This is a genomic window from Bradyrhizobium sp. sBnM-33, assembly GCF_032917945.1.
Taxonomy (GTDB): Bacteria; Pseudomonadota; Alphaproteobacteria; order Rhizobiales; family Xanthobacteraceae; genus Bradyrhizobium.
This window is the reverse complement of record NZ_CP136624.1, coordinates 5,354,205-5,381,147: the sequence shown is the minus strand read 5'-3', so window position 1 is coordinate 5,381,147 and position 26,943 is coordinate 5,354,205. Positions and strand designations below refer to the sequence as shown.

17 protein-coding genes, 1 tRNA gene and 2 pseudogenes are annotated in these 26,943 nt (G+C 62.1%); 10 read left to right on the top strand and 10 right to left on the bottom strand.

Going from position 1 to position 26,943, the window contains the following annotated elements:
• Nucleotides 1-249: 249 nt before the first annotated feature.
• A complete protein-coding gene (gene recG, locus RX328_RS25130; protein ID WP_213253802.1) occupies nucleotides 250-2,358 on the top strand; it encodes an ATP-dependent DNA helicase RecG in 2,109 nt (702 codons plus the stop codon).
• Here recG and RX328_RS25125 read toward each other — a convergent pair.
• From RX328_RS25125 to RX328_RS25110, 4 genes are all read right to left on the bottom strand, one after another.
• Nucleotides 2,310-3,293 carry a dihydrodipicolinate synthase family protein gene (locus RX328_RS25125; RefSeq protein WP_213253803.1) on the bottom strand — a complete coding sequence of 328 codons (984 nt, stop codon included), beginning with the start codon at nucleotides 3,291-3,293 and terminating at the stop codon, nucleotides 2,310-2,312. The two genes, recG and RX328_RS25125, sit on opposite strands and share 49 nt — an antisense overlap.
• Before the next feature lie 174 nt (nucleotides 3,294-3,467).
• Nucleotides 3,468-4,250 carry a DUF502 domain-containing protein gene (locus RX328_RS25120; RefSeq protein ID WP_213253804.1) on the bottom strand — a complete coding sequence of 261 codons (783 nt, stop codon included), beginning with the start codon at nucleotides 4,248-4,250 and terminating at the stop codon, nucleotides 3,468-3,470.
• Nucleotides 4,251-4,343: 93 nt separating this feature from the next.
• Nucleotides 4,344-6,170, bottom strand: a complete 1,827-nt coding sequence (gene glmS, locus RX328_RS25115; RefSeq protein WP_213253805.1) for a glutamine--fructose-6-phosphate transaminase (isomerizing) — start codon at nucleotides 6,168-6,170, stop codon at nucleotides 4,344-4,346.
• Nucleotides 6,171-6,371: 201 nt separating this feature from the next.
• A complete protein-coding gene (locus tag RX328_RS25110; protein WP_317258498.1) occupies nucleotides 6,372-7,559 on the bottom strand; it encodes an IS4 family transposase in 1,188 nt (395 codons plus the stop codon).
• 1,039 nt (nucleotides 7,560-8,598) lie between these two features.
• Here RX328_RS25110 and RX328_RS25105 point away from each other — a divergent pair.
• Nucleotides 8,599-9,017: pseudogene (locus tag RX328_RS25105) on the top strand (GFA family protein).
• Nucleotides 9,018-9,102: 85 nt separating this feature from the next.
• Here RX328_RS25105 and RX328_RS43835 read toward each other — a convergent pair.
• Nucleotides 9,103-9,375 (bottom strand): DUF4189 domain-containing protein, encoded by a 273-nt coding sequence (locus RX328_RS43835; protein ID WP_410734070.1) that lies wholly within the window; start codon nucleotides 9,373-9,375, stop codon nucleotides 9,103-9,105.
• A 519-nt stretch (nucleotides 9,376-9,894) separates the two neighbouring features.
• Between RX328_RS43835 and RX328_RS25100 the strand changes: the two genes are divergently transcribed.
• Entirely contained in the window at nucleotides 9,895-10,350 is a 456-nt protein-coding gene (locus RX328_RS25100; protein WP_213255010.1) for a DUF1353 domain-containing protein, read from the top strand.
• A gap of 347 nt (nucleotides 10,351-10,697) precedes the next feature.
• Here the strand turns inward: RX328_RS25100 and RX328_RS25095 are convergent, their stop codons facing one another.
• Nucleotides 10,698-11,867, bottom strand: a complete 1,170-nt coding sequence (locus RX328_RS25095; RefSeq protein WP_213255013.1) for an MFS transporter — start codon at nucleotides 11,865-11,867, stop codon at nucleotides 10,698-10,700.
• Nucleotides 11,868-13,766: 1,899 nt separating this feature from the next.
• A complete protein-coding gene (gene glmU / locus RX328_RS25090) occupies nucleotides 13,767-15,125 on the bottom strand; it encodes a bifunctional UDP-N-acetylglucosamine diphosphorylase/glucosamine-1-phosphate N-acetyltransferase GlmU (RefSeq protein ID WP_213255015.1) in 1,359 nt (452 codons plus the stop codon).
• A gap of 162 nt (nucleotides 15,126-15,287) precedes the next feature.
• Here glmU and RX328_RS25085 point away from each other — a divergent pair, with 162 nt between their 5' ends.
• Nucleotides 15,288-16,586 (top strand): hypothetical protein, encoded by a 1,299-nt coding sequence (locus RX328_RS25085; RefSeq protein WP_213255017.1) that lies wholly within the window; start codon nucleotides 15,288-15,290, stop codon nucleotides 16,584-16,586.
• Nucleotides 16,587-16,682: 96 nt separating this feature from the next.
• Nucleotides 16,683-17,063, top strand: a complete 381-nt coding sequence (locus RX328_RS25080; protein ID WP_213255020.1) for a hypothetical protein — start codon at nucleotides 16,683-16,685, stop codon at nucleotides 17,061-17,063.
• Here RX328_RS25080 and RX328_RS25075 read toward each other — a convergent pair.
• Nucleotides 17,023-18,648 (bottom strand): beta-(1-6) glucans synthase, encoded by a 1,626-nt coding sequence (locus RX328_RS25075; RefSeq protein ID WP_213255022.1) that lies wholly within the window; start codon nucleotides 18,646-18,648, stop codon nucleotides 17,023-17,025. The genes RX328_RS25080 and RX328_RS25075 overlap by 41 nt on opposite strands.
• Nucleotides 18,649-18,897: 249 nt before the next feature.
• On the opposite strand from RX328_RS25075, the gene RX328_RS25070 reads away from it, so the two are divergent.
• The 3 genes from RX328_RS25070 to RX328_RS25060 all read left to right on the top strand — a co-directional run bounded on the left by RX328_RS25070 (nucleotide 18,898) and on the right by RX328_RS25060 (nucleotide 22,561).
• Nucleotides 18,898-19,458 (top strand): beta-1-3, beta-1-6-glucan biosynthesis protein, encoded by a 561-nt coding sequence (locus tag RX328_RS25070; protein WP_213255024.1) that lies wholly within the window; start codon nucleotides 18,898-18,900, stop codon nucleotides 19,456-19,458.
• 219 nt (nucleotides 19,459-19,677) lie between these two features.
• Entirely contained in the window at nucleotides 19,678-22,356 is a 2,679-nt protein-coding gene (locus tag RX328_RS25065; protein ID WP_213255025.1) for a glycosyltransferase, read from the top strand.
• A gap of 129 nt (nucleotides 22,357-22,485) precedes the next feature.
• Nucleotides 22,486-22,561, top strand: a tRNA-Lys gene (locus RX328_RS25060).
• 1,074 nt (nucleotides 22,562-23,635) lie between these two features.
• Here RX328_RS25060 and RX328_RS43830 read toward each other — a convergent pair.
• Nucleotides 23,636-23,838, bottom strand: a pseudogene (locus tag RX328_RS43830) (hypothetical protein).
• Between the two features lie 580 nt (nucleotides 23,839-24,418).
• On the opposite strand from RX328_RS43830, the gene RX328_RS25050 reads away from it, so the two are divergent.
• A complete protein-coding gene (locus RX328_RS25050) occupies nucleotides 24,419-25,063 on the top strand; it encodes a PEPxxWA-CTERM sorting domain-containing protein (RefSeq protein WP_213255027.1) in 645 nt (214 codons plus the stop codon).
• A gap of 573 nt (nucleotides 25,064-25,636) precedes the next feature.
• Complete coding sequence (locus RX328_RS25045) at nucleotides 25,637-25,852, top strand: hypothetical protein (RefSeq protein WP_249727035.1); 216 nt, start codon at nucleotides 25,637-25,639, stop codon at nucleotides 25,850-25,852.
• Nucleotides 25,853-26,506: 654 nt separating this feature from the next.
• Here the strand turns inward: RX328_RS25045 and RX328_RS25040 are convergent.
• On the bottom strand, nucleotides 26,507-26,914 hold the full coding sequence (locus RX328_RS25040) for a hypothetical protein (protein WP_213255032.1): 408 nt from the start codon (nucleotides 26,912-26,914) through the stop codon (nucleotides 26,507-26,509).
• Nucleotides 26,915-26,943: the final 29 nt, after the last annotated feature.

Genomic DNA, 26,943 nt, shown 5'->3' with positions numbered 1-26,943 from the left:
GCCCGGACGTGCCGGGCCGGGTTGATATAGCGGTCGAGGTGACGAATGTCAGCCCCAACAGTTCCGTGAATTACTACTACGGTGTCATTGCCGGGCTTGACCCGGCAATCCATCATCTTTTGAAGAGTGATGGATGCGCGGGTCCCGTCTCCGCCAAGGCTTCGCCGGGCCACGAGCGTGCTTGGCCGCCGAAGCCTTGGCGAAGGCGGCAAGCCCGCGCATGACGCACGATGTGCGATGAGAGAGCTGATGCGCCCCACCCTGCTCAATCCCTTGTTTGCGCCGGTCACGAGCCTGCCGGGCGTCGGGCCGAAGCAGGACAAGCTGTTGCGCTATCTGCTCGGGCGCGATGAGACGCCGCGGCTGGTCGATCTCTTGCTGCACCTGCCGGCCAGCGTGATCGACCGCCGGGCACGGCCGAAGATCCGCGAGGCGGTACCGGGAACCGTGGTGACGCTGGAGGTCACCGTGGACCGTCACCGGCCGCCGCCACCGCGCAGTGTCCGCGCGCCCTATCTCGTCTATGCTAGCGACAATACCGGTGACGTGGTGCTGACGTTTTTCCGCGCCAAGCCCGGCTATGTCGAAAAGCTGCTGCCGGTCGGCGAGAAGCGCTACGTTTCCGGCACGCTGCAGATGTATGACGGCATCCCGCAGATCGTGCATCCCGACCGCGTCGTCGACGAAGCGGCGTTTTCAAAATTGAGCGGCATCGATCCGGTCTACCCCCTGACCGAAGGCCTCGCGTTGGGCTCGCTGCGCCGGGCGATCGCGCAGGCGCTACAGAAGTTGCCGGAACTGCCCGAATGGATCAGCCCGGAAGTGATCCGTCGCTGCAAGTTTCCACCCGTCCGGGAGGCGCTCACCCGTGTGCATGCGCCGGTCGAACTCACGGACATTTTGCCTGATGGACCGTTCTGGTCGCGGCTCGCCTTCGACGAACTGCTCGCCGGTCAATTGGCGCTGGCGCTGGTGCGCGCGCAACTACGGCGTCCGGCCGGCGACCGCAACGCCGGCGACGGCCACCTGCGCCACAAGATCATCGATGCGCTGCCTTATGCGCTCACCGCCTCGCAGCGCGCGGCGGTCGCCGCCATCACCGAGGATTTGCTCCAGCCGGTGCGGATGTTGCGGCTGCTGCAGGGCGACGTCGGGTCCGGCAAGACGGTGGTGGCGCTGCTCGCCGCGGCTGCCGTCACCGAGGCCGGCAAGCAGGCCGCGCTGATGGCGCCGACCGAAATCCTCGCGCGCCAGCATATCAAGACTATCGCGCCGCTGGCCGAAAGGGCGGGCCTGCGCGTGGCGATCCTGACCGGCCGCGAAAAGGGCAAGGAGCGGCGCGAGATACTTTCGCAGCTCGAAGCCGGCGAAATCGATCTTCTGGTCGGCACCCACGCGCTGATCCAGGACGACGTGATCTTCAAGGCACTGGCGCTCGCCGTGGTCGACGAGCAGCATCGCTTCGGCGTGCGCGAACGGCTGGCGCTCACCAACAAGGGCGAAGCGGTCGACGTGCTGGTCTTGAGCGCAACGCCGATCCCGCGCACGCTGGTACTTACTTATTTCGGCGACATGGACGTCTCCGAATTGCGCGAGAAACCGGCCGGCCGCCAGCCGATCGACACCCGCGCGGTTCCGGCCAGCCGCCTCGATGAAGTCGTCGATGCCGTCGGCCGCGCGCTGAAGGCCGGCAAGCTGGTCTACTGGATCTGTCCGCTGGTGGAGGAATCCGAGGCCGAGGGTACCGAACATCTCACCAACGCAACCGAACGCTTCGAGAAGCTGCAGAAGCGCTTTGGCGACCGCGTCGGATTGGTCCATGGTCAGATGAAGGGCCCAGATAAGGATCGCGTGATGGCGCAGTTTGCCGCCCACGAGATCGGGCTGCTGGTCGCCACCACTGTGGTCGAGGTCGGCGTCGACGTCCCCGCCGCGACGATCATGGTGATCGAAAATGCCGAACGCTTCGGGCTCGCGCAATTGCACCAGCTCCGCGGCCGGATCGGTCGCGGGTCGGAATCCTCGACCTGCCTGTTGCTGTACAAGGAGCCGCTCGGCGAGATGTCGGCGGCGCGGCTGAAGGTGATCCGGGAGACCACCGACGGCTTCCGGATCGCCGAAGAGGATCTCAAGCTGCGCGGCGAAGGCGATGTGCTCGGCATCCGCCAGAGCGGCCTGCCCGGCTATCGCATCGCCCGCTCCGATGTGCACGGCCAGCTCATCACGCAGGCGCGCGACGAGGCGCTGCGCATCATGAAGGACAATCCCAAGCTCAAGGGCGAGCGCGGCGAAGCGCTGCGCTGTCTGCTCTATCTGTATGAGCGCGATGAAGCGGTGCCGCTGATCGGGGCCGGATAACTCGCTGCGACCGTGGCAAGGCGAAGCCGGTAATGCTCGGTGCCCTCGACGATCTTGTCCAACAGCGCATCCAGCGCCCAGAATTTCTCGCGTATATCGAAGGTGACGGCGCGGCTGTCGGTGCAGGAGAACGTGCCGAGGCGCTGGTGGTAGAGCTTTGCGAGCTTCGGATAGCCCATCGGTTCGGCCATCGCCGACAGCGCGAGGTAGACGGAAAGTTCGTCCGCCAGCGCCGGATGATAGGCATGCTCGGTCATCAGCCACTTGTAGAGATCGGGATGAAAGTTGGTGAATACGCCCGTGAAGCCGCGTGAACCGGCTTTCGATGCCTGAAAGGCAATCGCCGCATTGGCATTGACGATGGCAAGCGGCGTGCCCCTGGTCAGCGTCACGCGGCGCCTCACCGTTTCGAGGTCGCAGGACACGTCCTTGAGGATGACGAAGCGGCCGGTATTGGCGCAGAACTTTAGTTCATCATCGGTGAGCAGACGACGATAAGGCGCCGGGCACTCGTAAAGACCGAGCGGAATTTGCTTCGGCAGCCGATCGAGCAGCCAGGTCAGATCGTCGATGAACCTGCTGCCACCTTCCCGTTTGGCGTCGAGCCGGTTGGTGACGAGCACCATGCCGTCAACTCCGGTTGCGACAATCGCGGTCAGCTCGGCAAGCTGGTCATCCAGGCTTTCGCTGATGTGACCGGAAGCGATCACCGGGACACGGCCGCTCGCGGCCTTCTTGACGAAAGCGGCGAGCTCAACCCGTTCGTCGAGACTGAGAAACTGCATCTCGCTGGACTGGCAGACCGCAAACAACGCGTCCGAACCATGGTCGATGTACCATTCCACCAGCCGGCCGAGGCCGGGATAGTCGATCTGGCCGCTTTCGGTGAACGGCGTGATCATCACCGGAATGATGCCTTCGATCTTGTTGGTCATGATGTCGGCCTGTCAGCTCTGAGGATTGTCGGCCGTCATTGCGAGCCACCCAGTCGGCGCGAAGCGCCGCCGGATGACAGGCTCCGCGAAGCCATCCATCGTGCCACGGAAAGAAAGACTGGATGCTTCGTCGCTGCGCTCCTCGCAATGACGGCGGAAAGAACGTCACGCGCCCTACTCCACCTTCACCTTTGCTGGAGCCCGCGCCAGCGCGGCCGAATTCGCCACGCGGGCCGCATTCGCCATGCCGGCCAGCGCGGCGTTGCGCTTCTGCGGATCGGAGCCGGGCTGCACCACGCCGGCCGACATGATCAGCGTCGCGGCGTCCTCGGTCGTCATGTCGACTTCGATGATCTTGCTCTTCGGCACGTAGAAGAAGAAACCCGTGGTCGGGTTCGGCGCGCAGGGCAGGAACACCGAGATATGCTCCTCCTGGTCGGGAAGCTGGCTGGCGATGTTCACGCTCGGCGGCTGCGAGATCAAAACGATCGACCACATGCCCGGCGAGGGAAATTCAACCAGGCCGACCTTGCGAAAGCTCGACCCCTTGCCCGAGAACAGCGTCTCGAACACCTGCTTCAGGCCGCGATAGATCGCGCGCACCACGGGCATGCGGCCGAGCAGCCGCTCGCCGAGGTCGACCAGCGTCCGCCCGATCAAATTGGCGGTGAGGAAGCCGAGCAGCGTAAGCGCAACCACCGCGACGATCAGCCCCGAGCCGGGCAGCCCGAACGGCAGATAGGTTTCGGGACGGTAGGCCGTGGGCACGAACGGCCGGACGATATTGTCGACCCAGTTAACGAACCACCAGGTCAGGTACAGCGTGATCGCGACCGGCCCTGCGACAATCAGTCCGGTCAGAAAATAGTTCCGGAAACGGGCCATTAGCCCGGGAGGGTGAGCCTCTGGGAGAGGTTCATCCAGGGGCGCGGTCGGGGGCAGTTCTTCGCGGTTCATTCTGGTTCCAGGTCGGGGCGGCGGGCTTCTATGCCAGCTAAGCCATCCTAGCAGGTTTTTGAAGAGCCAACGTGACAGCCAATGGGCTCACGCCTATTCGACGGTTACCGATTTGGCGAGATTTCGCGGCTGATCCACGTCGGTGCCCATCACCACGGCGGTATGATAGGCTAGGAGTTGCACCGGGATGGCATAGACCATCGGGGTGAACGCCGCCGCCATATCGGGCAGCACGATGGTGACAAGTGAGTCGACGGTGGCTTCCGCCGCTCCCCTGGCGTCCGTCATCAGGATGATGTTGCCGCCGCGGGCCGCGACTTCCTGCATGTTCGAGACCGTCTTCTCGAACACCCGGTCATGCGGCGCGATCACCACCACCGGCATGGTCTCGTCGATCAGCGCGATCGGCCCGTGCTTGAGCTCGCCGGCGGCATAGCCCTCGGCGTGAATGTAGGAAATTTCCTTCAGCTTGAGCGCGCCTTCCAGCGCCAGCGGATAGCTGGTGCCGCGGCCGAGATAGAGCACGTCCTTCGATTTCGAGATGTCGCGCGCCAGCTTTTCGATCTGCGGTTCCAACGTCAGCGCCGCCGCCATCAGCCGCGGAATCTCGACGAGCCCGTGAACGAGTTTGGTTTCGTCCTCATCCGACAATTCGCTGCGCGCCTTCCCGGCGGCGACCGCGAGCGAGGCCAGCACCATCAACTGGCAGGTGAAGGCCTTGGTCGAGGCGACGCCGATTTCGGGGCCGGCCAGCGTCTGCAGCACGGTTTCGCTTTCGCGCGCAATCGTCGAGGTCGGCACGTTCACCACCGACAGGGTGTGAACGCCCTCGGCCTTGGCATAGCGCAGCGCGGCCAGCGTATCGGCGGTCTCGCCGGACTGCGAAATGAAGATCGCGAGATCGCCCTTGCGCAAGGGCGCCTCGCGGTAACGGAATTCGGAGGCGACATCGACCTCGACCGGCACGCGCGCCAGCCGCTCGAACCAGTATTTGGCGACGTAGCCCGCATAGCTCGCGGTGCCGCAAGCCGTGATCGAAATGCGCTGGATGTCCTTGAAGTCGAACGGCAGCTTGACAGGCAACAGGACGCGCTCGCTCGGCATATCGACGTAGCGCGCCATCGTGTGCCCGACCACTTCCGGCTGCTCGTGGATTTCCTTGGCCATGAAGTGGCGATAGTTCGCCTTGTCGACCAGCGAGGTCGAGGCGCTATGCTTGACCGCATCGCGGTGAACGATCGCGTTGGTCTTGTCGTAGATGACAGCGCCCTTGCGCGTCAGCACCACCCAATCGCCGTCTTCGAGATAGCTGATCGTATCGGTGAACGGCCCGAGCGCGATCGCGTCCGATCCCAGATACATTTCGCCGTCGCCGTGACCGATCGCCAGCGGCGGGCCGTTGCGGGCGCCGATCATCAGATCGTCGTCGCCGGCGAAGATGAAACCGAGCGCGAATGCGCCGCGCAATTCCGACAGCGTCGCCCGCACCGCTTCGACCGGCTTGATGCCCTTCTGCAGCAGGCTATCGACGAGATGCAGAACGATCTCGGTATCGGTCTCGGTCTTGAAGACCGTGCCCTTCTTCTCCAGCGCCTCGCGCAACTCGCGGAAATTCTCGATGATGCCGTTGTGAACCACGGCGACGCGATCGGTCGCGTGCGGGTGCGCATTGTTCTCGGTCGGCTTGCCGTGCGTCGCCCAGCGGGTGTGCCCGATTCCGGTGTGCCCCTTCAGCGGTTCCGCATCCAGCCGCTTCTCGAGGTTCTTCAGCTTGCCCTCGGCGCGGCGGCGCTCAAGGTGATCGCCTTCCAGCGTGGCGACGCCGGCGGAATCATAACCGCGATATTCAAGCCGTTTGAGTGAATCTACCAGGAGCTCCGCGACTGGAGCGCGTCCGAGAATGCCGACAATGCCGCACATGCGGTTCAAAATCCCCAAATCGACGAAATGCGTCGCAAACCCGCTAGTCTCTTAACGGTAATGGCGGGCCGACAGATACTCAATAATTGTTGCGTATTGAGACAGTCTTAAGCGGAAAGCTTAACGGAATACGGGTCCGCGATCTCGCGGCACGACCTGCCCGAGCTTTGGCCTTGGTTCCCCCCGAAGAGACTAGCTGATTCACACATCTTTGAGGGTCTCCCAGGCGGAAGCCACGCCCAAGAAGTATTGGAGGCCATGCCTCATGGTGATGGGGCCGGGTTTGGTGCGAGGGTATCCATCCCATCCGCCGAGGCGAGCAATGATCCATGAGGCCCAAGCCAAGGTTTGCGGGCGATGTGGATTGCTTTGGAGTTTGGTTCTGCCTTCGTACTTGGTGGCCAGTGCGGCGAGCAGCTTGATCTGCTCTTTGTTGAACGCGTTGCTGGCAGGTTCGGCGCTGCGTCCGTCGCGAGCCTGAACCAGTTGCAGGATCACGACGGCAGCCTTGGCGGCGATCGCGGTGAGCTTGAGCAGCCGATCGGCGGTTTCGATCCGGCTGTCTTCGAGTTGCAGCCCCTGCGTTTTGATCAGGCGGAACAGCTGCTCGATAATCCAACGCTTTTTGTACCAGTTGACGATCTGCCAGGCAGACGCGACATCGTTCACGTCATGGGTCGTCAGCAGGTACCAGTGCAGCGGCTCGACGCCCGCTGGCGGATCGACTTCAACGACCTCGACCAAAGCGAGTTCGACTGTCCGCGGTAAGTCGGCAGACGCGTTCTGCGGCCTTCTGAGGGTGACCCGACCCAACCGCAGCACCAGCTTGGCCTGTCGGGCGGGCCGATCGGCACGCGCCACAACGTCGATGGTGGCAGTGTCGACGACGGGCCAACTGCTGGCGGTGGCATACATGCTTGCACCGTCGGCCAGCACGCGATCATGCATGCTCCGCGTCAACAGATGGAAGTTTGAGGCCGATACGCTCGCCCATTTGGCATAGATGTCGCCCTCGCGATCGTCGATCACCGTGACCATCGTGGCCGCAGAGAGCACCTGCTTGGCTCGATGGGCCGTGCTGATCCAACGTTCCGACTCCTTCTGCTCCAGTGGCCGCTGATCGTGCGGCACCGTAACCCGGCCCTGGCGCGTCCAAATCTTCCCGCCTACCAGCCCCAGACAGGCGTCACTGGCGGCATCCACGGCGGCCATCGCATGCAACAGCAAGCCGTGGCTGTTCCCTTTGCCGATCTCACCCAGCCCGCGCCGACGCTCGGGTTGGGTCCTAAAGTTGATCTCGCTTGTATCCTGGATCGCCAGCACGTGCCGGCCGGCCGCCGCAACCGCCGTCTGTTCGCCCCAGCCTGCGAGCAGTGCTTCCAAGCTCACGTTCTCATTGGCGAGAAATCGGCCGTATCGGACTATCTTGGCCCGATCACCATCCGCCGCTCGACGCAAGCACGAGCTGGCGCGCGTGACCATCCCTTCGAGCAGAGCCGCCCCCCTTTATCGAGACGGCCATCCCCGAACCGACCAAGCCTGAATTGTTCGTTCAACATCTTGGCACCTCAATGGAATCGAAGTGCCAGATACAGAATCACAGCAGACCGTCGCTGCGGAAGGCCAAATCAAGACATCGAGTCATTCCGTCGCAGCCGGCAATGTGTGCATCTGCTAGCCCGAAGAGAGGGAGCAGGAAATGCCGGATGCGCGCTGCACCCGCGGTCTCGTGTGCAATGGGTAGAAGGAAGCGCACACGAGCATACAGGTTCAGCGGAGGCAATCCGGCATTCCCTGCGCAATGGCCTTACGGCTTATACGTGCTCTTCCCGGCGACGAATTCCTTTTTGTCACCGTCACCAGCGGATTGAGATTTGTCCAAGCCCGGTCGGGCCGACGCGTCTCCGCTGGCTTGACATCAGCCACGGATGCCAGAACCACACGACTTCGCCGTACGCAGCGCCCTCAACCGTCACTCCGATCGGCGAGATGCCGACTGAGGTTCTGGCGAAAGCCTTGAAACGCCGGTCGTCTGCGCAAACGTAAGATCACTCACGGGAGAACCCGCCCTGCGACCACGATCGCGCCCGACGCCGCTGCGTCCACCGCATCCACCCCGCGTCCGTGACGATCGCGATACGCCCCTCTTGCCGGGGTGGACGCGCGAAGTGATAGCGGTGATTTGCCCGAAGGTGGAAGCGGAATATTTTTTCGGGGGAGGCTGGACCGCTAGCATCAGCTCGATCTGGTTCAATAAATTGCCCTGAACGCGCAGGGCAAGACAGCTAATTCGCACGGCGAGAAGGGCAGAATTATAAATGCACTATCACCGTAATTCTGATGCGTCCCACCGTCATCACTCGGATGACCCCCGTCGTCCGTTCGCGGTAAGCTTTGCTTGCTCAGAAGCAATTGGAGGATAATTCGAATGGCTGACGCTCGATGCAGCTGCGGTGCAGTCACGCTCTCGCTTCCAAAAGAACCATCCAGGCTAGTCGTTGCTTGTCACTGCATCGACTGCCAACGCCGAACCGGCGCGCCGTTCGGTGTAGGCGCTTATTACCACGCTGATGTTGTCACCATCTCAGGAACCTCAAAGGAGTTCACGCACGCCGCCGCAAGCGGCGGGAAAATCCATAACTATTTTTGTCCACAGTGCGGCTCAACAGTCTACTGGAAACTCAGCAATCTGCCCGCGTGATCGCCGTTGCAGTCGGCGCGATGGCAGAACCAAAATACCCAGCCCCCGTCATATCGGTTTTCGAACAGTCGAAACATGATTGGGTTCAAATTGATGGTGCCGTGGAGCACTTCCGGCGAAGCGGCCTCCCAAAAAATTCAAACTGAGACACAACCGAACTACAACGCGCGAGGCGCGAGTTCGCAATTAGGCTAATCCATTGCTGGGCGTCATCAGGCAAATCAGCGGCAGCTAGATGCAATTTACGTGCTTGATGCGGCACGTGCCCGCCGGCCCTCCAGCCGAACAGCCCTGCATGGCAATCCTCCGAACGGCTCCCATGTTCTCGCCGTAGGCGTGGCCATACCAATATCCGTTGCTCGAGCTGTCGGCGAACGCGACACATCGGCCGCGACCGCTCATGACGACGCGGCAATTGCCGCCACAGCGGTTTACGGCGTCCGCCCCTGCGGTGCGCGATGTGGGCTGGCCCAGCGACGCGCCCCATCCGCCGCGTCCGTCCACTGCGACGGCCGCGTATCCCGACGATTTCGCTCTCGCGTCAACATATGCTTCGCCCGGCCCGTCACTGGTCCTTGAGCAAACCTGCTCCTTGAGTTCAGGAGACCAGCGACACGCCGCGCCGGCCGGCGCGATCTGGAATGCAAAAAACGGGAGCAGGGAGATCAGCCAAATGCACCTTTTCACCACGACACACCTCCTGATTGAAAGTCAAATCACACCCACACTCATCCCGAAGCCGTCGCGCGGGGAAGCAGTCTGTTTGCCAGACTGTCCCATGCATCCGGCGCGTTCTTGTATGAGCTATCCCACAGTCGGACGATTCGATCAGGTGACCCAGAATTACGGTGACAAGAATTACGGTGACAGTGCACTTAATCGCCGCAGGCGAAGTGCAATTGAGTGCACTGTCACCGTAATTCCCTTAGTGACGCCCATCACAGTCTGAGGAGCTGATCTCCCTTAACGTCCTCGCATCATCAACTGACGGGATCGCTTATTCGAGGAAGGGGAGGAAGAGCTGTGGGCGCATTCACGAGCGAACTGACGATTACGCATCTCTCCGGTAACGATACGCATGGCTGGCGCTTATGGCGCTTGGCAGAGCCCCTCATCTATGAGGTCGGAGGCCGCGGCTCCGGTCGCGTCATCCTCGTTTCGAAGGGCTTCGTCACAGACGGTCCATCCATTCCACGATTGCTGTGGTCGATCCTACCAGTTTGGGCAAGCTGGAGCCGCGCGGGCGTCGTTCATGACTACCTGTGCTACCGAATCGCGCTCAACAATCCCCATCCTGAAGCACCGACGCGCGACCATGCCGACCGAATTTTCTTCGAAGCCATGGAGCTCCTCAATGTCGGCTGGGTTCAGAAGTACCTGCTCTACTGGGGCGTACGCTTTGGGACTTGGTATAACGTAAGGACCACCATGATCGACCACAACACCACCCCCCACGCTACGCAAGTAGTTAGGCGGTAGCGTCGATGCCCCTACTTGCTTCCGACGTTGTGGCCGGTGCGCGGAGCCAGACGCTGGCGCTGCACCTTGGCGACGACACCGGCCGATGATGCCGAGACCGATCGGCGCGAAGTCGCCGTCCTCGCCGTTCGCTAATTTCTTCGCGACGTCCTGCGCCTCGAAGAATGTCAGGATCGTCTTGCCGTTGGCCTCATCGAAGTCGTCGGCCTCGGCAATGGCCTTGGTCCAATAGGCACCATGTCCATTGCTGTAATTACGGTGAGAGTGCTTAAATGCGTTACGCGAGCAAATCCTCGGCCGGATTAAGTGCACTGTCACCGTAATCTCAACGCCGCCGCGGTCGTTCCTTATGCCGGCTTCACGGCCAGCCCCCTCAACGCCGCCAGCCCGAGCACCGGCCCGGGCACCAGCATCAGGAAAACATGCTGCGGTCCGGCGGCTTCGATCAGCCAGGCAAGCAGCGCGATCGAAACGATCGTAATCGAGAAGCCGATGCAATTGGCGATCGTCAGCGCCGAGCCGACGAGACTCGGTGGGGCGAAACGGGCGTTGAGCGTGGAGAATTGCGGCGAGTCGCCGGCAACGACCACGCCCCAGAACAACAGGAAGGCGAGGAACACCGGCAAGGGTGCCAGGAACGCCAGCGGCGAGACGAGGCAGCACAGGCCGGACGCCGACAATTGCATATAGGCAACGCGCGCGCTGCCGATCCCCCGCGAAAGGTAGCCGCCGACCATGCAGCCGAGAAAGCCGGTGGCGATCGCCGCGAAGCTCCACACCGAAACCGTCGCGGCGTCGCTGCCGAGGCGCGCCGCCAGCAGCACCGGCAGGAACGCGTAGAAGGCGTAGAGCTCCCACATATGGCCGAAATAGCCGAAGGCCGACGCCCGGAATTCGGCCGAGCGGAAGATCGTCGCGAATGCGGCCGGGTCGAACTTCGCGCCCGCTCTGAGATGCGGCCCGTCTGGCACGAGAAGAAACATTGCCAGACCGCCGGCGATCGATACCGCCGAGACCGACAGGATCACGCCCTGCCAGGGCAGATCGCCGCCCAGGCCGCGGATGAGATGGGGAAGCGCCGTTCCGAGCACCAACGCCCCGACCAGCCAGCCGAGCGCGAGCCCGAGGTCGCGGTCGCACCAGCCCGACGCGATCTTCATGCCTACGGGATACATGCCGGCGAGAAAGAAGCCGGTTGCGAACCGCGCCGCGAGCAGGGGCAAGAACTCGCCGCCGCTCGCCAGCGTCGCGGCATTGGCCGCCGCCCCGGCGAGCGTGGAAAGGAAGAAGATGATACGCGGCGAGTAGCGGTCGGCGATCGCTAGCCAGGCGAAGACCAGCGTGCCGGCGATGAAGCCGAGCTGCACGGCGATCGTGATGTCGCCGACGGCGGACGCCGGCAAGCCGGCGCTGCGCTGCAGGTCGGGTATCACCGCATTGCCGGCGAACCACAGCGATGTCGCGGCGAACTGCGAGATGACGATCGTCGGCAGGATGCGGGCAGGAACGGCGGGCAAGGCGGAATTCTCATCATAAGGCTTTGAATGGTTCCTAACACGCTGCGGCGCGCGGCAGCAGTGACAGGGTGCCGGCGGCCTATCCCTAGGGCTTCCGACGTTCGCCCTCAGCCTACAAGGCGGCCTTCACCGGAGGGATACGTCCGGAGCTCCTCCCCGATCCGGCAGCAAGGGCTGGGACGTCCTCCCGAAACAAATCCCTCCCCTGAATCCAATCCTCGCGGCCAACGTGCCCTGAAGGCCCTGTGCCGGGCGGCAAACAAAAAGAACGATCCCAGCGCTAAGGGGGGCAGCGGGCTGGGACCGTTCAGGTCGGTGCCCCGGCGGTGGGCACCCGACTATTTCAAAGAATTCTGTCGTCTCAAAAGTTCCGATTCAGGGAAAGCTGAACAGCCGTTAATGGAACCGGAACGAAAGTCCTCATCGCGGAATTGTTGATGTGAGGCCGTCGCCCGCCGTCAATGAACGGCGCATGTCGCGGATAGCCAAAGGTCTTCGGACCCGCTGTTCAAGAACAAGCGCTCGCGCAAGATAGCCAAAGGCGACGGTCTCCGTCTTATCTGCAAGCAGGAAGAAGGCCCTCGATATTACTGTCGGGCGTCGTTGGGTCGTGCGCGCTGGAGAACTGTTATGCGAAACACTGTTGAGATCGACTCCTGACACAGTCGCGCGATCGTTCAAAAGATTGGCGAAAGACTACGAGCGTCGATAAGGGAAGATCGAGAGATACCCGCGAACTTCAAAATGCAAATCGATCGACTTCGGGAGTTAGAAGACGAGACGAAGCTCAGAGGTTAAGTCACGTCCGTTCGGGTCGGCTCCTCTCTCACGACTCCTCTCTGAACACGACCGCGCACTATGCGGCGCGGATATCGCGGGCGGCTTCCAGCTCTGGGTTCAGAAAGCAAATGGCCGCAGATTGCTCTGCGGCCCACCGGATAAAAAATCGTCTGTAATAAAATCCTCTAGCTCCGGTGCGACCCCGCGCTCTGCCGGTATGCAAGGTGCGCCGGCCCCGCAAAGGTGCGAGGGTTCGGTTCCAACAGGACGAAAAGTGCGCGCCCGTACTCTTCCGGATAGACGGTCCCGAAATCCGCATCAGAATAGCCGCATTGCAGCGGCGCGGCATTGAGTTCACCTAGTATTTGCGTTTGGCCCGGCAGTCCGAAATGGCTGCCGGGCTTTTGCATGATTTGGCCGCAGAGGCACTTCACCTCTCCCGCTTGCGGGGGGTCGAGACGAGCGAAGCTCGCTCTTAGGTCGGCGCGAAGCGCCGGGTGGGGGCTCTCTCCACTCGGGCAGTGTCGCCCGCGGAGACACCCCCCACCCATAGCCGATGCTCCGCATCGGCGTTCTACTAAAGAACGGCGGCCATGGGCCGCCTATGCCTCCCCCGCAAGCGGGAGAGGGAGCGCACCTTCTTCGTGGTCGCAATCAAATCCGATTTCATCATGCTCTAACGGGCGGTTGCAATTCAGCCAACGCCAGCCGGGTTGCAGGTCAAATACCGAACGAGTGCCTGATCTGCCTCAGCATCGATATGGAGGCGTCGGTATACCGACCGTGGGTGAGATACTGGTCTAGCTGCGACGCACCAAGCAGCATCAAGGCTGCCATTACAAAGCCTTTGAACATAGTGGGCCTCTCCAAAGGAAAGAGACCGCCAACCGGGCTGGTCGGGTTAGAGCCTTTCGGAATTCGCTGTCGCCGATCGCGACCTGTCTGCAATGGACGGAATGCTGCCACCAATTGGTAGCCAAATTGCTAAATCGTGCTGCGATGGCATTGCGGCGGGCTTCGCGAGTGTCCGCAATGTGCCGGGCCATTCACGGCATTTTCGACCGAAAACCTTATTGCCGATTGAGACAGTCTTAAGCGGAAAGCTTAACAAGCCCGCGCTTAACCCTCTTTCTTAGCCTTCGCCCGCATCTTCATTTCGCGGTAGCGCGCGGCGCCACCTTCGCGGTTGCTTTGCGGGCTGCGCTCCACGGCCATCGCGTCGTCGGGCACATCCTTGGTGATGACGGAGCCCGAGCCGATATAGGCGCCCTTGCCGATCTTCACCGGCGCCACCAGCGATGAATTGGTGCCGACGAACGCGCCCTCGCCGATCAGCGTCTTGTGCTTGAAGAAGCCGTCATAGTTGCAGGTGATGGTGCCGGCGCCGAGGTTGGAATTGGCGCCGACATGGGCGTCGCCGACATAGGAGAGATGGTTGACCTTGGCGCCCGCCTCAATCGTCGCGGCCTTTGTCTCGACGAAATTGCCGATCCGAACGCCATCGCCGAGCGAAGTGCCTGGGCGCAGGCGCGCATAGGGACCGATGGAGGCGTGTCTGCCGATCGAGGTCTGCACGATATGCGAGAATGAATGGATCACCGCGCCGTCGGCGATGGTGACGCCGGGGCCAATCACCACGAACGGCTCGATGGTGACGTCGCTGCCGAACTTGGTATCGGCGGCGAGATAAACCGTCTCCGGCGCGATCAGCGTCACGCCGGCATCGAGCGCCGCCTGGCGCAGCCGCGCCTGCAGCACCGCTTCGGCCTCCGCGAGCTGGGCCTTGTTGTTGATGCCGCGCACTTCGTCCTCGCTGGTTTCGATCACGACGGCCTCCAATCCCATTTCCCTGACAATTGCTACGGCATCGACCAGATAATATTCGCCCTTGCTGTTGGCATTGCCGATCCGGTCGAGGATTTCGAGCGCTCTGTGGCCGTCGAACGCCATCACGCCGGCATTGCACAGCGTGACCTTGCGCTCTTCGTCCGTCGCGTCGGCATGTTCGCGGATCGCCATCAGCCGATCGCCCTGAAGCAGCAACCGGCCGTAACCGGTCGGATCGGCGGCGCGGAAGCCGAGCACGGCGAGCGCCGCGCCTTCTTGCAGCGGCGCGCGCAGCCGGGCGAAGGTCTCTGGCGAAATCAGCGGCGTATCGCCGAACACCACCAGCAAATCGTCGGCACCACGCGCAATGGCGTCGCGGGCGGCCAGAACGGCATGCGCGGTGCCGAGGCGCTCGGCCTGAACGAAGGTCGCCGCATCCGCGCGGACGCGCTTGACCTCCTCAGTGACCGCCTTGTGGTCCGGCCCGATCACGACCGCGAGCGAGGCGCCCGCGCCGTGCGGGGCCGCATCCAGCACATGCGCCAGCAGCGACTGGCCGGCGACCTGGTGCAGCACCTTCGGCAGCGAGGATCGCATGCGCGTGCCCTCACCGGCCGCGAGCACGACAGTCAGGCTGGATCGAGCGGTCATTCTGGTCCTCAGGCGAACTAGGTTGCCGGCCGTCTTTAATTGTTTTCCCCCGGAGATCAAACCGATTCGCCGCCCCGAAAACGTCCTGAAACAAGTGGGCGTCGCTTTTCCTGTTAATGTTTGCCCTGTGATTCGGCGGGCCTTGAGGAGGGCCAGGGGCGCTTGGCCAGGAAACCAGACCATCTCGCAGACTTCGAGGCGGATGACAGCGGCGGCGTGCTGAGCAACCTGTTGGCCGACGAAGATGAGCTCGACCGCCGCGCGCTGTGGCGGATCGGATCCTGGGGTGTCGGCGCCACGGCTGCGGTGATTCTGGCCGTAATGGCCAACCAGTCATCCTTTGGATTGAAGCGCGAACAGGTCGCCGCCGCCGATATCACCCGGCAGGCGCAGCAAATTCAGCTCGTGGCCAGGGAAACCCAGAATGAGGCGCGGCGGCTCGCCGCCGCGATCGATACGCTGAACGGCGACCGCGACCGGCTGTATTCCCGTGTCACCAGCCTGGAACAGGGGCTCGAATCCGTCACCGGGGCCATCGCCCGCCACGGTTCCGCGCAGGCTTCGGCGCCCGTTGCAAATGCGGAACCGCAGGCCGCCCAAAAGCCGCCGTCGCCAAGCGTCGCACCAGTGGCAAGTACGCCCGCCGCGGACAAGCCCACTGCCGCCAACGCCGAGCCCTCCCCGGCAACGGTTTCACACGCGGCAAAGGATGCGGCGAAGACCGACGCTGCCAAAGCGGACAGCGCCAAGCCGGAAACGGCCAAAGCCGAGATGGTAAAGGCCGACACCGCCACGCTGGAGCCCGCCAAGCCGGAGCCCGCAAAGCCTTCGCCCGCCACCCCTCTGATGGCGGCGCAGTCTATGATGGCTCCGCCCGATCCCGCCGCCGGGAAGCTGATCGAACCGGGCAAGGCCTCAGGCCCGGTGATCGCAAGCCCGATTCCCGACGTCGTGGCGTCGGCGCCATCAGATGCGGAGGCGGACGACGCCACTGCGCCAAAAGTATCGCTGCAGCGGACCGAGTTCGGGGTCGATCTCGGCAGCGCCAATTCGGTGAACGGCCTGCGCGCGCTGTGGCGCGGGCTGCTGAAATCCAGATCGAACGCGCCGCTGACGGCACTGCGCCCGATCATCGTCGTGAAGGAAGGCACCAACGGCCTCGGCATGCAGCTTCGCCTGGTCGCCGGTCCGCTGAACGACGCCGGCGCCGCCGCCAGGATCTGCGCCATCATGGCCGAAAACAACCGCCCCTGCGAAACCGCGATCTTCGATGGCCAGCGGCTGTCGGTGAAATCCGATGATCCCCCGCCCACTGCCGCCAAGCCTGGCCCGCGGCGGCGCGCGATTGCCAAGCAGTCGGCGGCGACAGTCGTTGAGGAGGTGCAGAACAAGCCCGAACCGCCGCCGGCCACAACACAGCCGACATTGTCGTCCATTTTCGGCAGGAAGAATCCACAATAAGCTTTTGGCTACAGGACGTTACGACGAAATTCTGACTTGCATTCTCGTTGCGGGCGAACGCTTGTCCCGGCCGCCAATCCCGACCATATTGCGCCGATGAAAAAATCCCCGTTCCGGCTCACGCCCTATCAAGTCCAATTCCTATTGGTGGTCGGCTTCCTCACCGTCGGCTACGCGCTCTATCTGCGCTACCTCGCGATCGAGTTCTCGACCGTGGCGCTGGCCTGCGACGCCGGCCTGCAGACCATGCTGTGCAAGTCGCGGACGCTCGCCACCTATTTGTTCAAGAATTCGGTGTTCGGCATCGTCGCGCTGATCATTGCGACGCTTCACGTCATGCGGCCGTCGATCGTGCTGTTGACCGGCGGGCTGATCGCGGCGGGATTCGGGATCGTGCTCTACAATATCGCGCTGTCGGGAATTGCGATCGGCCTGCTCATTTTGGGATTTGCAAGGCCCGCGCCCGCCACAGCGTGAGCGCCAGCAGCAAATAGATCGCGCAGGTCCACATCGCCTGCCAGTTCTGATTGCCTTCGTTGAAGCCGGTGAAGAGCGCGGCCACGACCAGCAGGCCGGCAAACGCGGATTCGGCAATCGGGCGAACGCCGTCCTTCGGCCGGTTGAGCAGCATCAGCGCCGCGAACGGCACCACCGCCATGGTCAGCGAAGCGAACGGAAAATCGCGATAGCGCGGATCGAACGTAAAGCCGAGCGCGGTTTCGGCTGCGATCAGCGTGGTGACGACAAGCACGAGCCCCAACAGCGCCGTCAGCACCGACTTGGTCCGGCCCTCGCGCGGTCCGAACAATTCGAGAAAGGTCGGCAGCGACCGCCCCGACATCGCGGCGTTCGCACACAGCATCGGTGACGCAATGGCGGCCGCCAGCAGCGCGCCCCATTGCAGCCAGCCGCCGGCGCCGTAGCTCTCGTAAAACATCTTGTCGGCGGCGACCCCGAGCAGCATGCCGGCGGTCGTCGCCGATGTCCCGACCGCGATCCAGGCTGCCAGCCCGGGCTTCCACGGCCGCCGCCGCAACGTCAGCCAGCCCGCCAGGAAGACGAAGCCGCTGAGCGCCATCCCGCATCCCATCTGCAGTTTCCAGAACGGATAATTGCTGATCGGCTCTCCGGGCGGATATTTCACTGCCCGCTGCGCGTCATTGATCATGCCCCAATAGCCGCCGACGGTGCCTTCGAGCTGACGCTTCCACGGCTGGTCATAGGCCTCGATCAGGTTGACCCGAAATTTTTCGCGCTTGGCCAGATCAAGGATTTCGGACACCACGCGCGCCTGGTTGGTGCGCGACGGCAGCGCGCCTTCGCGCATCCGCCCCGCACTCGGCCAGCCGGTTTCGCCGATCAGGATTTCCTTGTCAGGAAATGCCACCGCCATCCGCTTGCGGATATCGTCGACATGGCCGGCGGCGTGCTTCGCGCGCACCGGCATGTCTTCCCAATACGGCAGGATGTGGATCGTGACGAAATCGACCGCGTCATAGATTTCGCGGTTACGCAGCCAGAACTCCCAAACGTCGGCATAGGTGACGGGCACGGTGACCCGCGACTTGACCGAGCGGATGTGGGCCGCGAGATCCGATGTCGTCATCTCGCCGCGCAGCAGCACCTCGTTGCCAACTACCAGTGCGGTAATTGTGTCCGGGTGTTCCTTGGTCAGTTCGATCGCAACCGAAATCTGGGCAAGATTCTTGATCCGGTTGCTCGAGAGCCAGATCCCCTGGATCACCTTCAGCCCGACTTTGGCGGCCAGCGCCGGGACCTGGTCGAGCCCATTCTCGATCGAATAGGTCCGCACGCAGTCGGTGATCTTGGCGAGTTGCGCCAGGTCCTCCGCGATCTGTTCAGGAAGGATCTGTGTGCTCGGGATCAAGGGTGTCTGCGCGCCGCGGAACGGTGCGTAAGAGACGCATTGCAGCTTGGCAGTGGGGTCGATCGGCGCGCGCGGAAGCGTAATCGGCGAGGCGAGCCACCACCAAAGAGCCGCGATCATACCTAGCGATGAAAGGAGAAGCGCCAGCGGCGTACGAAGAGAAATCGGTTCCATCCTCCGGGCGGGGACCGTCGATTACCCGTTCATCGGCGTTCTGCCAAGATGCACGATCGCCCTATTCTGCCGCCGTCCCTGCGGCAGTTTACCAGCGCCCGTGATAAAGTTGTGACTTTGCTGGACAAAATCTGAAATACCCGTCATGTGAATCGCCGGATGTTTCCGCCGCATTGGGGACCTATTTGGGCGGCAACAAGCCAGAACACCACACCAGCCGTTCGCGGCAGGAAATTGATCGGGGAATGTATGCGTCGACGGTTGCTTGATCCAAGAGTTGCGGTTTTGAGGCGCTTCGCCGCTGCCGGCCTGGCCCTTCTGATCGGATCGGGCGGGGCGTTTGCCCAGAGCGGCAGCCCGGCCCCGCAGGATCAGCAAGGCAAGGCGCCGGCCGCCGACGCCAACAAGGACAACCAGCGCAAGACCGACGAATTCGTCGAGGCAGCCCAGGTTATCAACGGCCCGGCCGGAAATCCCGAATGCGTCTGGCTCGGCCGCCGGGTGGTTCGCCTGATGTGGCGAGACGACCTGGATACCGCGTTCCGGCACCTCGATCTCTATGACCGGTTCGGCTGCCCAGGCGGGCATGTCCAGGCCACCTTCCGCTGCCTGACCCGTTTTGGCGGACAGATCGATCCCAAGGTGGCGGAAACCCTCGACAGCCGCATTCACGTCTGCTGGATCAATCCGGGCGCCCAGCCGCAGGCTGCAGCAGCCAGCCCGGCACCTGCGACCGCCGGCAATGCGCCGCCTGCGCCGGCCGCTTCGCCCTCGCCAGCCCCCAGCCCCGCGCCTACCCCAGCGAAATAGACGTCCGGCATTCAGGATACGTTCAGAGGAACGATCCTATTGATCCGGCGTTCGGATGGATTGCTCGCGCCCTTAAAACGCCGTCCTTAAAAAAGTCATGGCGTCATACCAGTTGTGAAAACGCAGGGCAGGACTATCCTGATGATGCCGCCGTCTCGGTCGAACCTAGGGGACAGGTTCGCTTCCCATAAATTGCAGCCCCGTATGGTTTAGCCTCCGATGCGCGCTGTCGTCGCCGTTCTGCTGTTTGTGACCGCAGCTCACGCCGGGCTGTGGGGCCTGTTCCAGGAAAAGCAGGCGGCGCCCGATTTCAGAGGCATTCTGCCGAGCGTCTCCTATGCGCCGTTCGAGGGTTCGGCGCATCCCGACATCGACAATATTCCGCAGATCGAAAAGATCCGCGCCGACCTGAAGAAGCTCTCGACGATCACGCGCGCGATTCGTCTCTACTCCTCGACTGGTGGCGTCGAACTGGTGCCGCCGATCGCTGCCGAATTCGGCCTGAAGGTCACCGTCGGCGCCTGGATCGACAAGAATTCCGATCGCAACAAGCGCGAGATCGAGGCGGCGATCAACCTCGCCAAGCGCAACAGCAACGTCAACGGAATCGTCGTCGGCAACGAAACGATTTTCCGCGGCGAGCAGAAGATCACCGACCTGGTCGAGCTGATCAAGCAGGTCAAGAAATCCGTCAACGTTCCCGTGACGACCGGTGAGATCTGGAACATCTGGCGCGACAATCCGGAACTTGCGTCCTCTGTCGATTTCATCGCCGCGCACGTGCTGCCCTATTGGGAGAACTTCACCGACAAGCAAGCCGTCGATCAGGCGGTGGCCATGTTCCAGCTACTGCGCGATCAGTTTCCCGGCAAACGGATCGTGATAGCCGAGTTCGGCTGGCCGAGCGCCGGATACAATTTGAGGAATGCCGAGCCCGGCCCGTTCGAGCAGGCCTCGGTGCTGCGGAATTTCGTCACCCGCGCCGAAGCTATCGGCATCGACTACAACATCGTTGAGGCGATCGATCAGCCCTGGAAATTCTTCGAAGGCGGCGTCGGCCCCTATTGGGGCATCCTCGATGCCAATCGCGAACCGAAATTCGCGTGGACCGGCCCGATCGTGAACGAGAATTACTGGAAGCTGGCTGGGATCGCGCTGCTGATGGGCATCCTGATGTCGCTGCCGATCCTGCGGCTCGAGCAGCCGACAATCATGCAGGCGCTGGTGCTTTCAGCGGCAGCGAACGGCGTCGGCGCCTGGGTTTCCACCGTGTTCGCCTACTGGGCCGGGCATTATTTCGTGTTCGGCTCGGCATTTGCGCTGACGCTTGGCCTGATCCTGCTGGTTCCGCTGATCCTGATCGCGATGGCGCGCATCGACGAAATCGCCGCGATCGCCTTCGGCCGCGGCCCGCGCCGGCTGATCACCAAGAGCGCGCCGTTAGCGCCCGCCACCATCGGCGAGAACGTCGCCTTCCCGAAGGTTTCGATTCACATCCCCGCTTACTACGAGCCGGTCGAGATGCTGAAGCAGACGCTCGATGCGGTGTCGCGGCTCGACTACCCGAATTTCGAATGCGTCTGCATCATCAACAACACGCCCGACCCGGAATTCTGGCGGCCGATCCAGGACCACTGCCGTGCGCTCGGCGAACGCTTCAAGTTCATCAACGCCGAGAAGGTGCAGGGCTTCAAGGCCGGCGCGCTTCGCATTGCCATGGAGCGCACGGCTGCGGATGCCGAGATCATCGGCATCATCGACGCCGACTATGTCGTGCATCCGGATTGGCTGAAGGATCTCGTACCGGTGTTCGCCGATCCGCGCGTCGGCCTGGTGCAGGCGCCGCAGGAGCATCGCGACGGCGACCGCTCGCTGATGCACTACATCATGAACGGCGAATATGCCGGGTTCTTTGACATCGGCATGGTCCAGCGTAACGAGTTCAACTCGATCATCGTGCACGGCACGATGTGCCTGATCCGCCGCTCCGCGATGGACATGGCCGGCGGCTGGTCCGGCGACACCATCTGCGAGGACACCGATCTCGGCCTGACCATCCAGGAGCAAGGCTGGCTGACGCACTACACTAACGTCCGCTATGGCGAGGGCCTGCTGCCCGACACCTATGAGGCGTTCAAGAAGCAACGTCACCGGTGGGCCTATGGCGGCTTCCAGATCGTCAAGAAGCACTGGCGGCGCTTCCTGCCCGGCGCGAGCCGGCTGACTCCGGACCAGCGCCGCGAATTTTCGCTGGGCTGGTTGAACTGGCTCGGCGCCGAAAGCCTGGGCGTCGTCGTGGCGATCCTCAACCTGATCTGGGTGCCGATCGTGGCCTTTGCCGACATCGCTGTTCCCGACAAGATCCTGACGCTGCCGATCATCGCCTCCTTCGCCGTCTCGCTGATCCACTTCCTCGCGCTCTATCGCTTGCGGGTGAAGATCAAGGCCGGCCAGATGCTGGGCGCGATGATCGCGGCCATGAGCGTGCAATGGACGGTGTCGCGCGCGGTGGCGCAGGGCCTGATCACCGAGCATCTCGCCTTCGCCCGCACCTCCAAGGGCGGGCTGTCGCGGATGTCGATCGAATTCCAGGCGTTCTGGGAAGCCGTGATCGGCATCCTGCTGCTGATTGGCGCCGCGGTGCTTGTCGTCACGAACGGCTACAAAGAGGTGCGCGAGATCTACATCTTCGCGGGCGTGCTGGTGCTGCAAAGCCTGCCGTTCCTCGCGGCGGTCGCGATCGCGGTATTGGAAAACTCCCGTATCAACTCCTTCGCCTTCTGGCGGAACAGCGCGGTGCGGACGGCGGAACTGATCGGGCTGCGCCCGGTCACCCTGCCGACGGTCAACACCCAGTCCCAGCCGGTCGCCTCCGAGATTCGCCGCGAGGTCAAGTAACCGCCGCCGCTTGAAGAGTCCGAACTAACCTTTAGCTACCTAAAGGGAATTGGGAGCAAGCGAACCACGAATTTGCCGCGCTTGTGCTATTGACCCGCAGGGGCCCGCCCCCTACACAGCGCGGCGAGTGAGCGCGTAGCTCAGGCGGTAGAGCACGTGACTTTTAATCATGGGGTCGAGGGTTCGAGTCCCTCCGCGCTCACCAATGAAATCAAATGCTTAGCCGATATCTTGGCCTTCGCCGAAAACTCTCTGTCTGCACTGTGTCTGCAAACCAGTTGCGCAACGACGGAGGTTCATGATGGAAAGTGTCATCATCGGCGTGGAGATCGTTATCGCCCTCTACGTCGCATCCGGTTGACGCTGCGCCACTACTTCCCGCCCGATACATAGTCGCGGTGCAGGAATGCTCCCCGGACTCAGCGGGGCCCGTAGAGCGGAATGCCGCCGCCCATACTGTAGGAACGATGGCTGGGCTACCTAATTGAGTCCGCGCTCAGTAGGCGCGTACCATGAACAACACGGATCAAGAGACTGTATTGCGAGCTATGGAGGATGCCAGGCGCATCCTCGGAGAATACATCGCGCCAGGCCCACGAGACGCCACGCATACAGTGCACCGGCTCATCGCGGTCCTCGATAGAGATGAGGTTGTCCACGCTCTCGATCGAATGAGAAGGCGCCGGACCCTTCGCCTTGTGGAATAGAGTGCCGGGTGAGCAAGGCGGCCCGACGCACGACGTTGCCGGACGACATACGCCGGGCCGTACCACTGCGGTCGCGCCTATGGAGATTTTGCGTTTGCTCGGAACGTTCGAATAAACGCGCTGGTTGTTCTATCATTATGAAAGGACAACCCATGAAGCTCACGACAATCGCTTTGGCCTCAATCCTGACGCTCGGGTCCACACTCGCATTTGCACAAGCTGGTAGTTCTAGCGATGCCGCTGCTGCCGGCGGCGCGACGGGTGGACCGGCCGGGGCTGGTTCCTCCACCGCAGTCAAGGGCGACACGACGGGTTCCAGCGGCACCCGGGACAGCGCGCAAGGCTCCGGTTCGGGCGACGCCTCAGCCGCTGCCGCCGGTGGTGCGACTGGTGGGCCAGCTGGGGCTGGTTCCTCCAGTGCTGTTAAGAGCGACACCAACACCACAGGCTCTTCAACAGACCCCGTGCGGCGCTAACAACCATCAGAAGAGAATGAAGCGAGACACAGTTTTTTGCTTCGACCGGCGAGTTGCGCGAGTCGGGGCCTCTTCGGTGCCGTCGTCTTTTGAGGCTCAGCCTACGCCGTGGGGCTTGTTGAGAAAGTAATCGCGGTTGCCGAGCGCCTTCTCAGCGTACTGATCGATCGCGACCGTGATCGCCTGGACGTGCTGATAGCAGTAGCCTTTACGCGCGGCCGCTGGCGCAACTCGGCAAGCGCATCGAGCCACGCCGAATTGTCGGCCTTGTCGTCGTACCATTTCAGTTGATCGCGCATCACCAACTCCGGCCCCCAAGCACGCGCCCCTCGTTGGACCGCCCTCCTCCTTCTTGAGCCGGTCCCGTTCGTCACAAAGGCCCTCAATCTTCGCCAACATCCGCTGCAGCAAAAGCTCAGCCGCTGCAGTCGATATGCCGGCGCGCTGAAGCTGCAGAATTTCCTTACGCTGGCGCCCGACCTGGGTGCGCATGTGTTCGATCTCATTCCGGATGAAGTCGATGTCCGGCATTGCCGCGTCTCCCGTGAGGCGACAATAAGAACAAAAGGAGAACAATAGCGCAAGCCGCTACGAATTGGTGGTGCCGAAAACGGAACACCTAAGCGCGCGGTGGAATCGGCTTTCGGGCGGGGAACCGTGCCGGAAACATCGGCGCGGCCTGGTTCGGTTGGCCTGGCCGGCTCGGGGATGCGGCTGTTTCGGCTCCGCCAAGCCGCCAGATAGCTCCATCGACGATATGGCGGAAGTTGGCATCTTTCATAAAATCTTAATAATAATGACGCGACAGTGACGCGACAGACGATCCACACTCCTGGCGAGCGGCAACGCCGCTAAATAAATAACAGGAGATTTTCGTCGATGAATAAGGTTTTCCGCTTTCTGGCGACGCTCGGCTTCGTTTGCGCGGCCGGTTCGGCTCACGCCGCAGTCCTCACTGAAAGCTTCGATAGTCCGAACTTCGCCGACTGGCAAAGCCGCTGGTTTGGCCAGAATAGCAATGCCAAGCCTTTCTTCGCCAACCCGAACGATCGCGGCAACAACGTGACCGGCCTGACCATCTATGACGGCAACATTAACGATGGTAACGCGGTCAAGATATTCTTCAACGCCGCATTCGCGGCGACCATCACCAATTTCTCGTTTGACATGCTGAATTACGCCAGCGGTCTAGCTCAGCAGCTCGAAGTGTTCGACAAGGACGGCAATACGCTGTTCGGCACGGTATTACCCGTGGTACCGCAGGATCCGTCGGCCGATAACGGCAGCAACAACGGCTTCGATTTCGCAGATAGCAAATACACCCGCTACAGTGTCGACTCAACCAATGGAATTGGCGGCTTCCGCATCCTGCCGTTTGGTTCCGAGGGCAATGTCTCGATCGATGACCTCAGCGCAACCATTGCTGCCGTTCCCGAGCCGTCGACCTGGGCCATGATGATCCTAGGCTTTGCTGCTGTTGGCTTCCTCGCCTATCGTCGTCGCAATCAAGCTGCCGCTGCCTGATCCCCCAACCTCTCGATCAGAGCGACAGAGAGACCGCCTTCGGGCGGTCTTTTTACTATTGGCGCCTTAGATCACTGCATGCCAATCAGGATGCCCGCGGAAACCTGGTTCGAGGAAAACGATCCCGAAGGCGTGGCGTTTGAGTACGAGGTTCTGGAGTGAACCCGCGCCAGTCGCTATGCCACTAGGAACAATCGAAGGGTAACCCAATTGAATCCGCACTCAGTAGTGCGCGTACCAATGACCGAGCCGGATCAAGACACCGTGTTGCGGGCTAACGAGGATGCCAGGCGCATCCTCGGGGAGTACATTGCACCTGGCCCGCGCGACGCCACGCATACGGTGCACCGGCTGATAGCCGTTCTCGATAGAGATGAGGTTGTCCACGCTATTGATCGAATGAAGCGGCGCCGAACCCTTCGCCTTGTAGAATAAATACCCGCCCGGGAGAGCCACTGCCCATCTCCGTATTGCTACTGGCATAGACTCCGCCGTCTCCACATGGTTGTATCCGCGCGCAAATTAAACCAATGGGGAGGGACTGGGAATGAAGCAGATCATTTGGCTGCAGCCTTGACGCTGACCGCCACCGCCGCACAGGCGCAGCTCTACGGCACCGGCTCGAACTCGCGCAGCCACGCCGTGTCACCCTACGTCAACAGCCACGGCACCTATGTGGGCGGCTCGCGGGCGACCAATCCCAACAACACGCAGATGGACAACTACGGCACCCGCGGCAACGTGAACCCGTACACCGGCGCCGTCGGCACGCGCACGCCGCGGTATTGATCCACCGCAGCGAGTTTCCTGGCAGATGTAGGCTGCCATCTGAGGCGGCCTAATCTCGAATGGCCCTAGTCGATGGCTGTACGGTGAGGCGGTAAGCGACGAACCTGTTGCCGTCGAGCTTCTCTATGACCTCACCACAGGCGGGGCATTGGTATTCGCCCTTGGTGCCCGGCTCCATCGCAAGCTCAAGTCGCTTGAAACCAGCCCCGCACGAACACGTCACGTCGCCCTTTTTCATATGCACTCCGTGGAATCACGGGCGCACCTCTAACATACGGTGGCGTGGAACTCGGCGTATACAAAGATTTGTTCGGAAACTGGCCATCGGCGCCTGCGTGCGAATTAGGACACCGCGAAATTCAACTTGGGACACTCAAATACGGACAGTACCCTCGCCCGATAGAGGACAAATCCAGAAACAAAAACGAAAATGGCAGCCAGCGTGAACCGGCGAGCCATTTAACTAGCCTCAGGGGCGAAGGGCAATCTCGCAAAAAATTAATGTCGTCGGTATGCCGAGAGCTTCATTGCTATCAGACGGTACCGTTATTCAAATGGAGTTTCGAGCGTCTGATCAATCCACAACAACGCTGCGCTTTGCACCTGAAGCGCTGGAGCTTTGGGCAGCAAGAGCTGTAGAATTGGTTGCTCACGCTAAAAATCAAAAACTAGCCATTGGCGACCATTTCTCAGTTCGTGCCGCGGGGGTGGTAGCCGTGACGGCGGCTGCTCCGGCAGGCGGCAGCAAAGTGATACTTTCAATTCAGGGGGACAATGGCATTCCGGTGCATTATGCGCTTGATCCCGAACATTCAGAACAATTGCGTCCCGTGTTACGAAAGGCCGAAGCTTCCGCAAAATCCCAGAAGAGCCAAACACGCCAGTGATCGCTCTAATTATTTTCATTACGAAAAGCTCCGTCCGCACGATCGCGACCGTGATCGCCTGGACGTGCTGATAGCAGTAGCCTTCACGCGCGGCCCGCTGGCGCAACTCGGCAAGCGCATCGAGCCACGCCGAATTGTCGGCCTTGTCGTCGTACCATTTCAGTTGATCGCGCATCACCAACTCCGGCCCCCAAGCACGCGCCC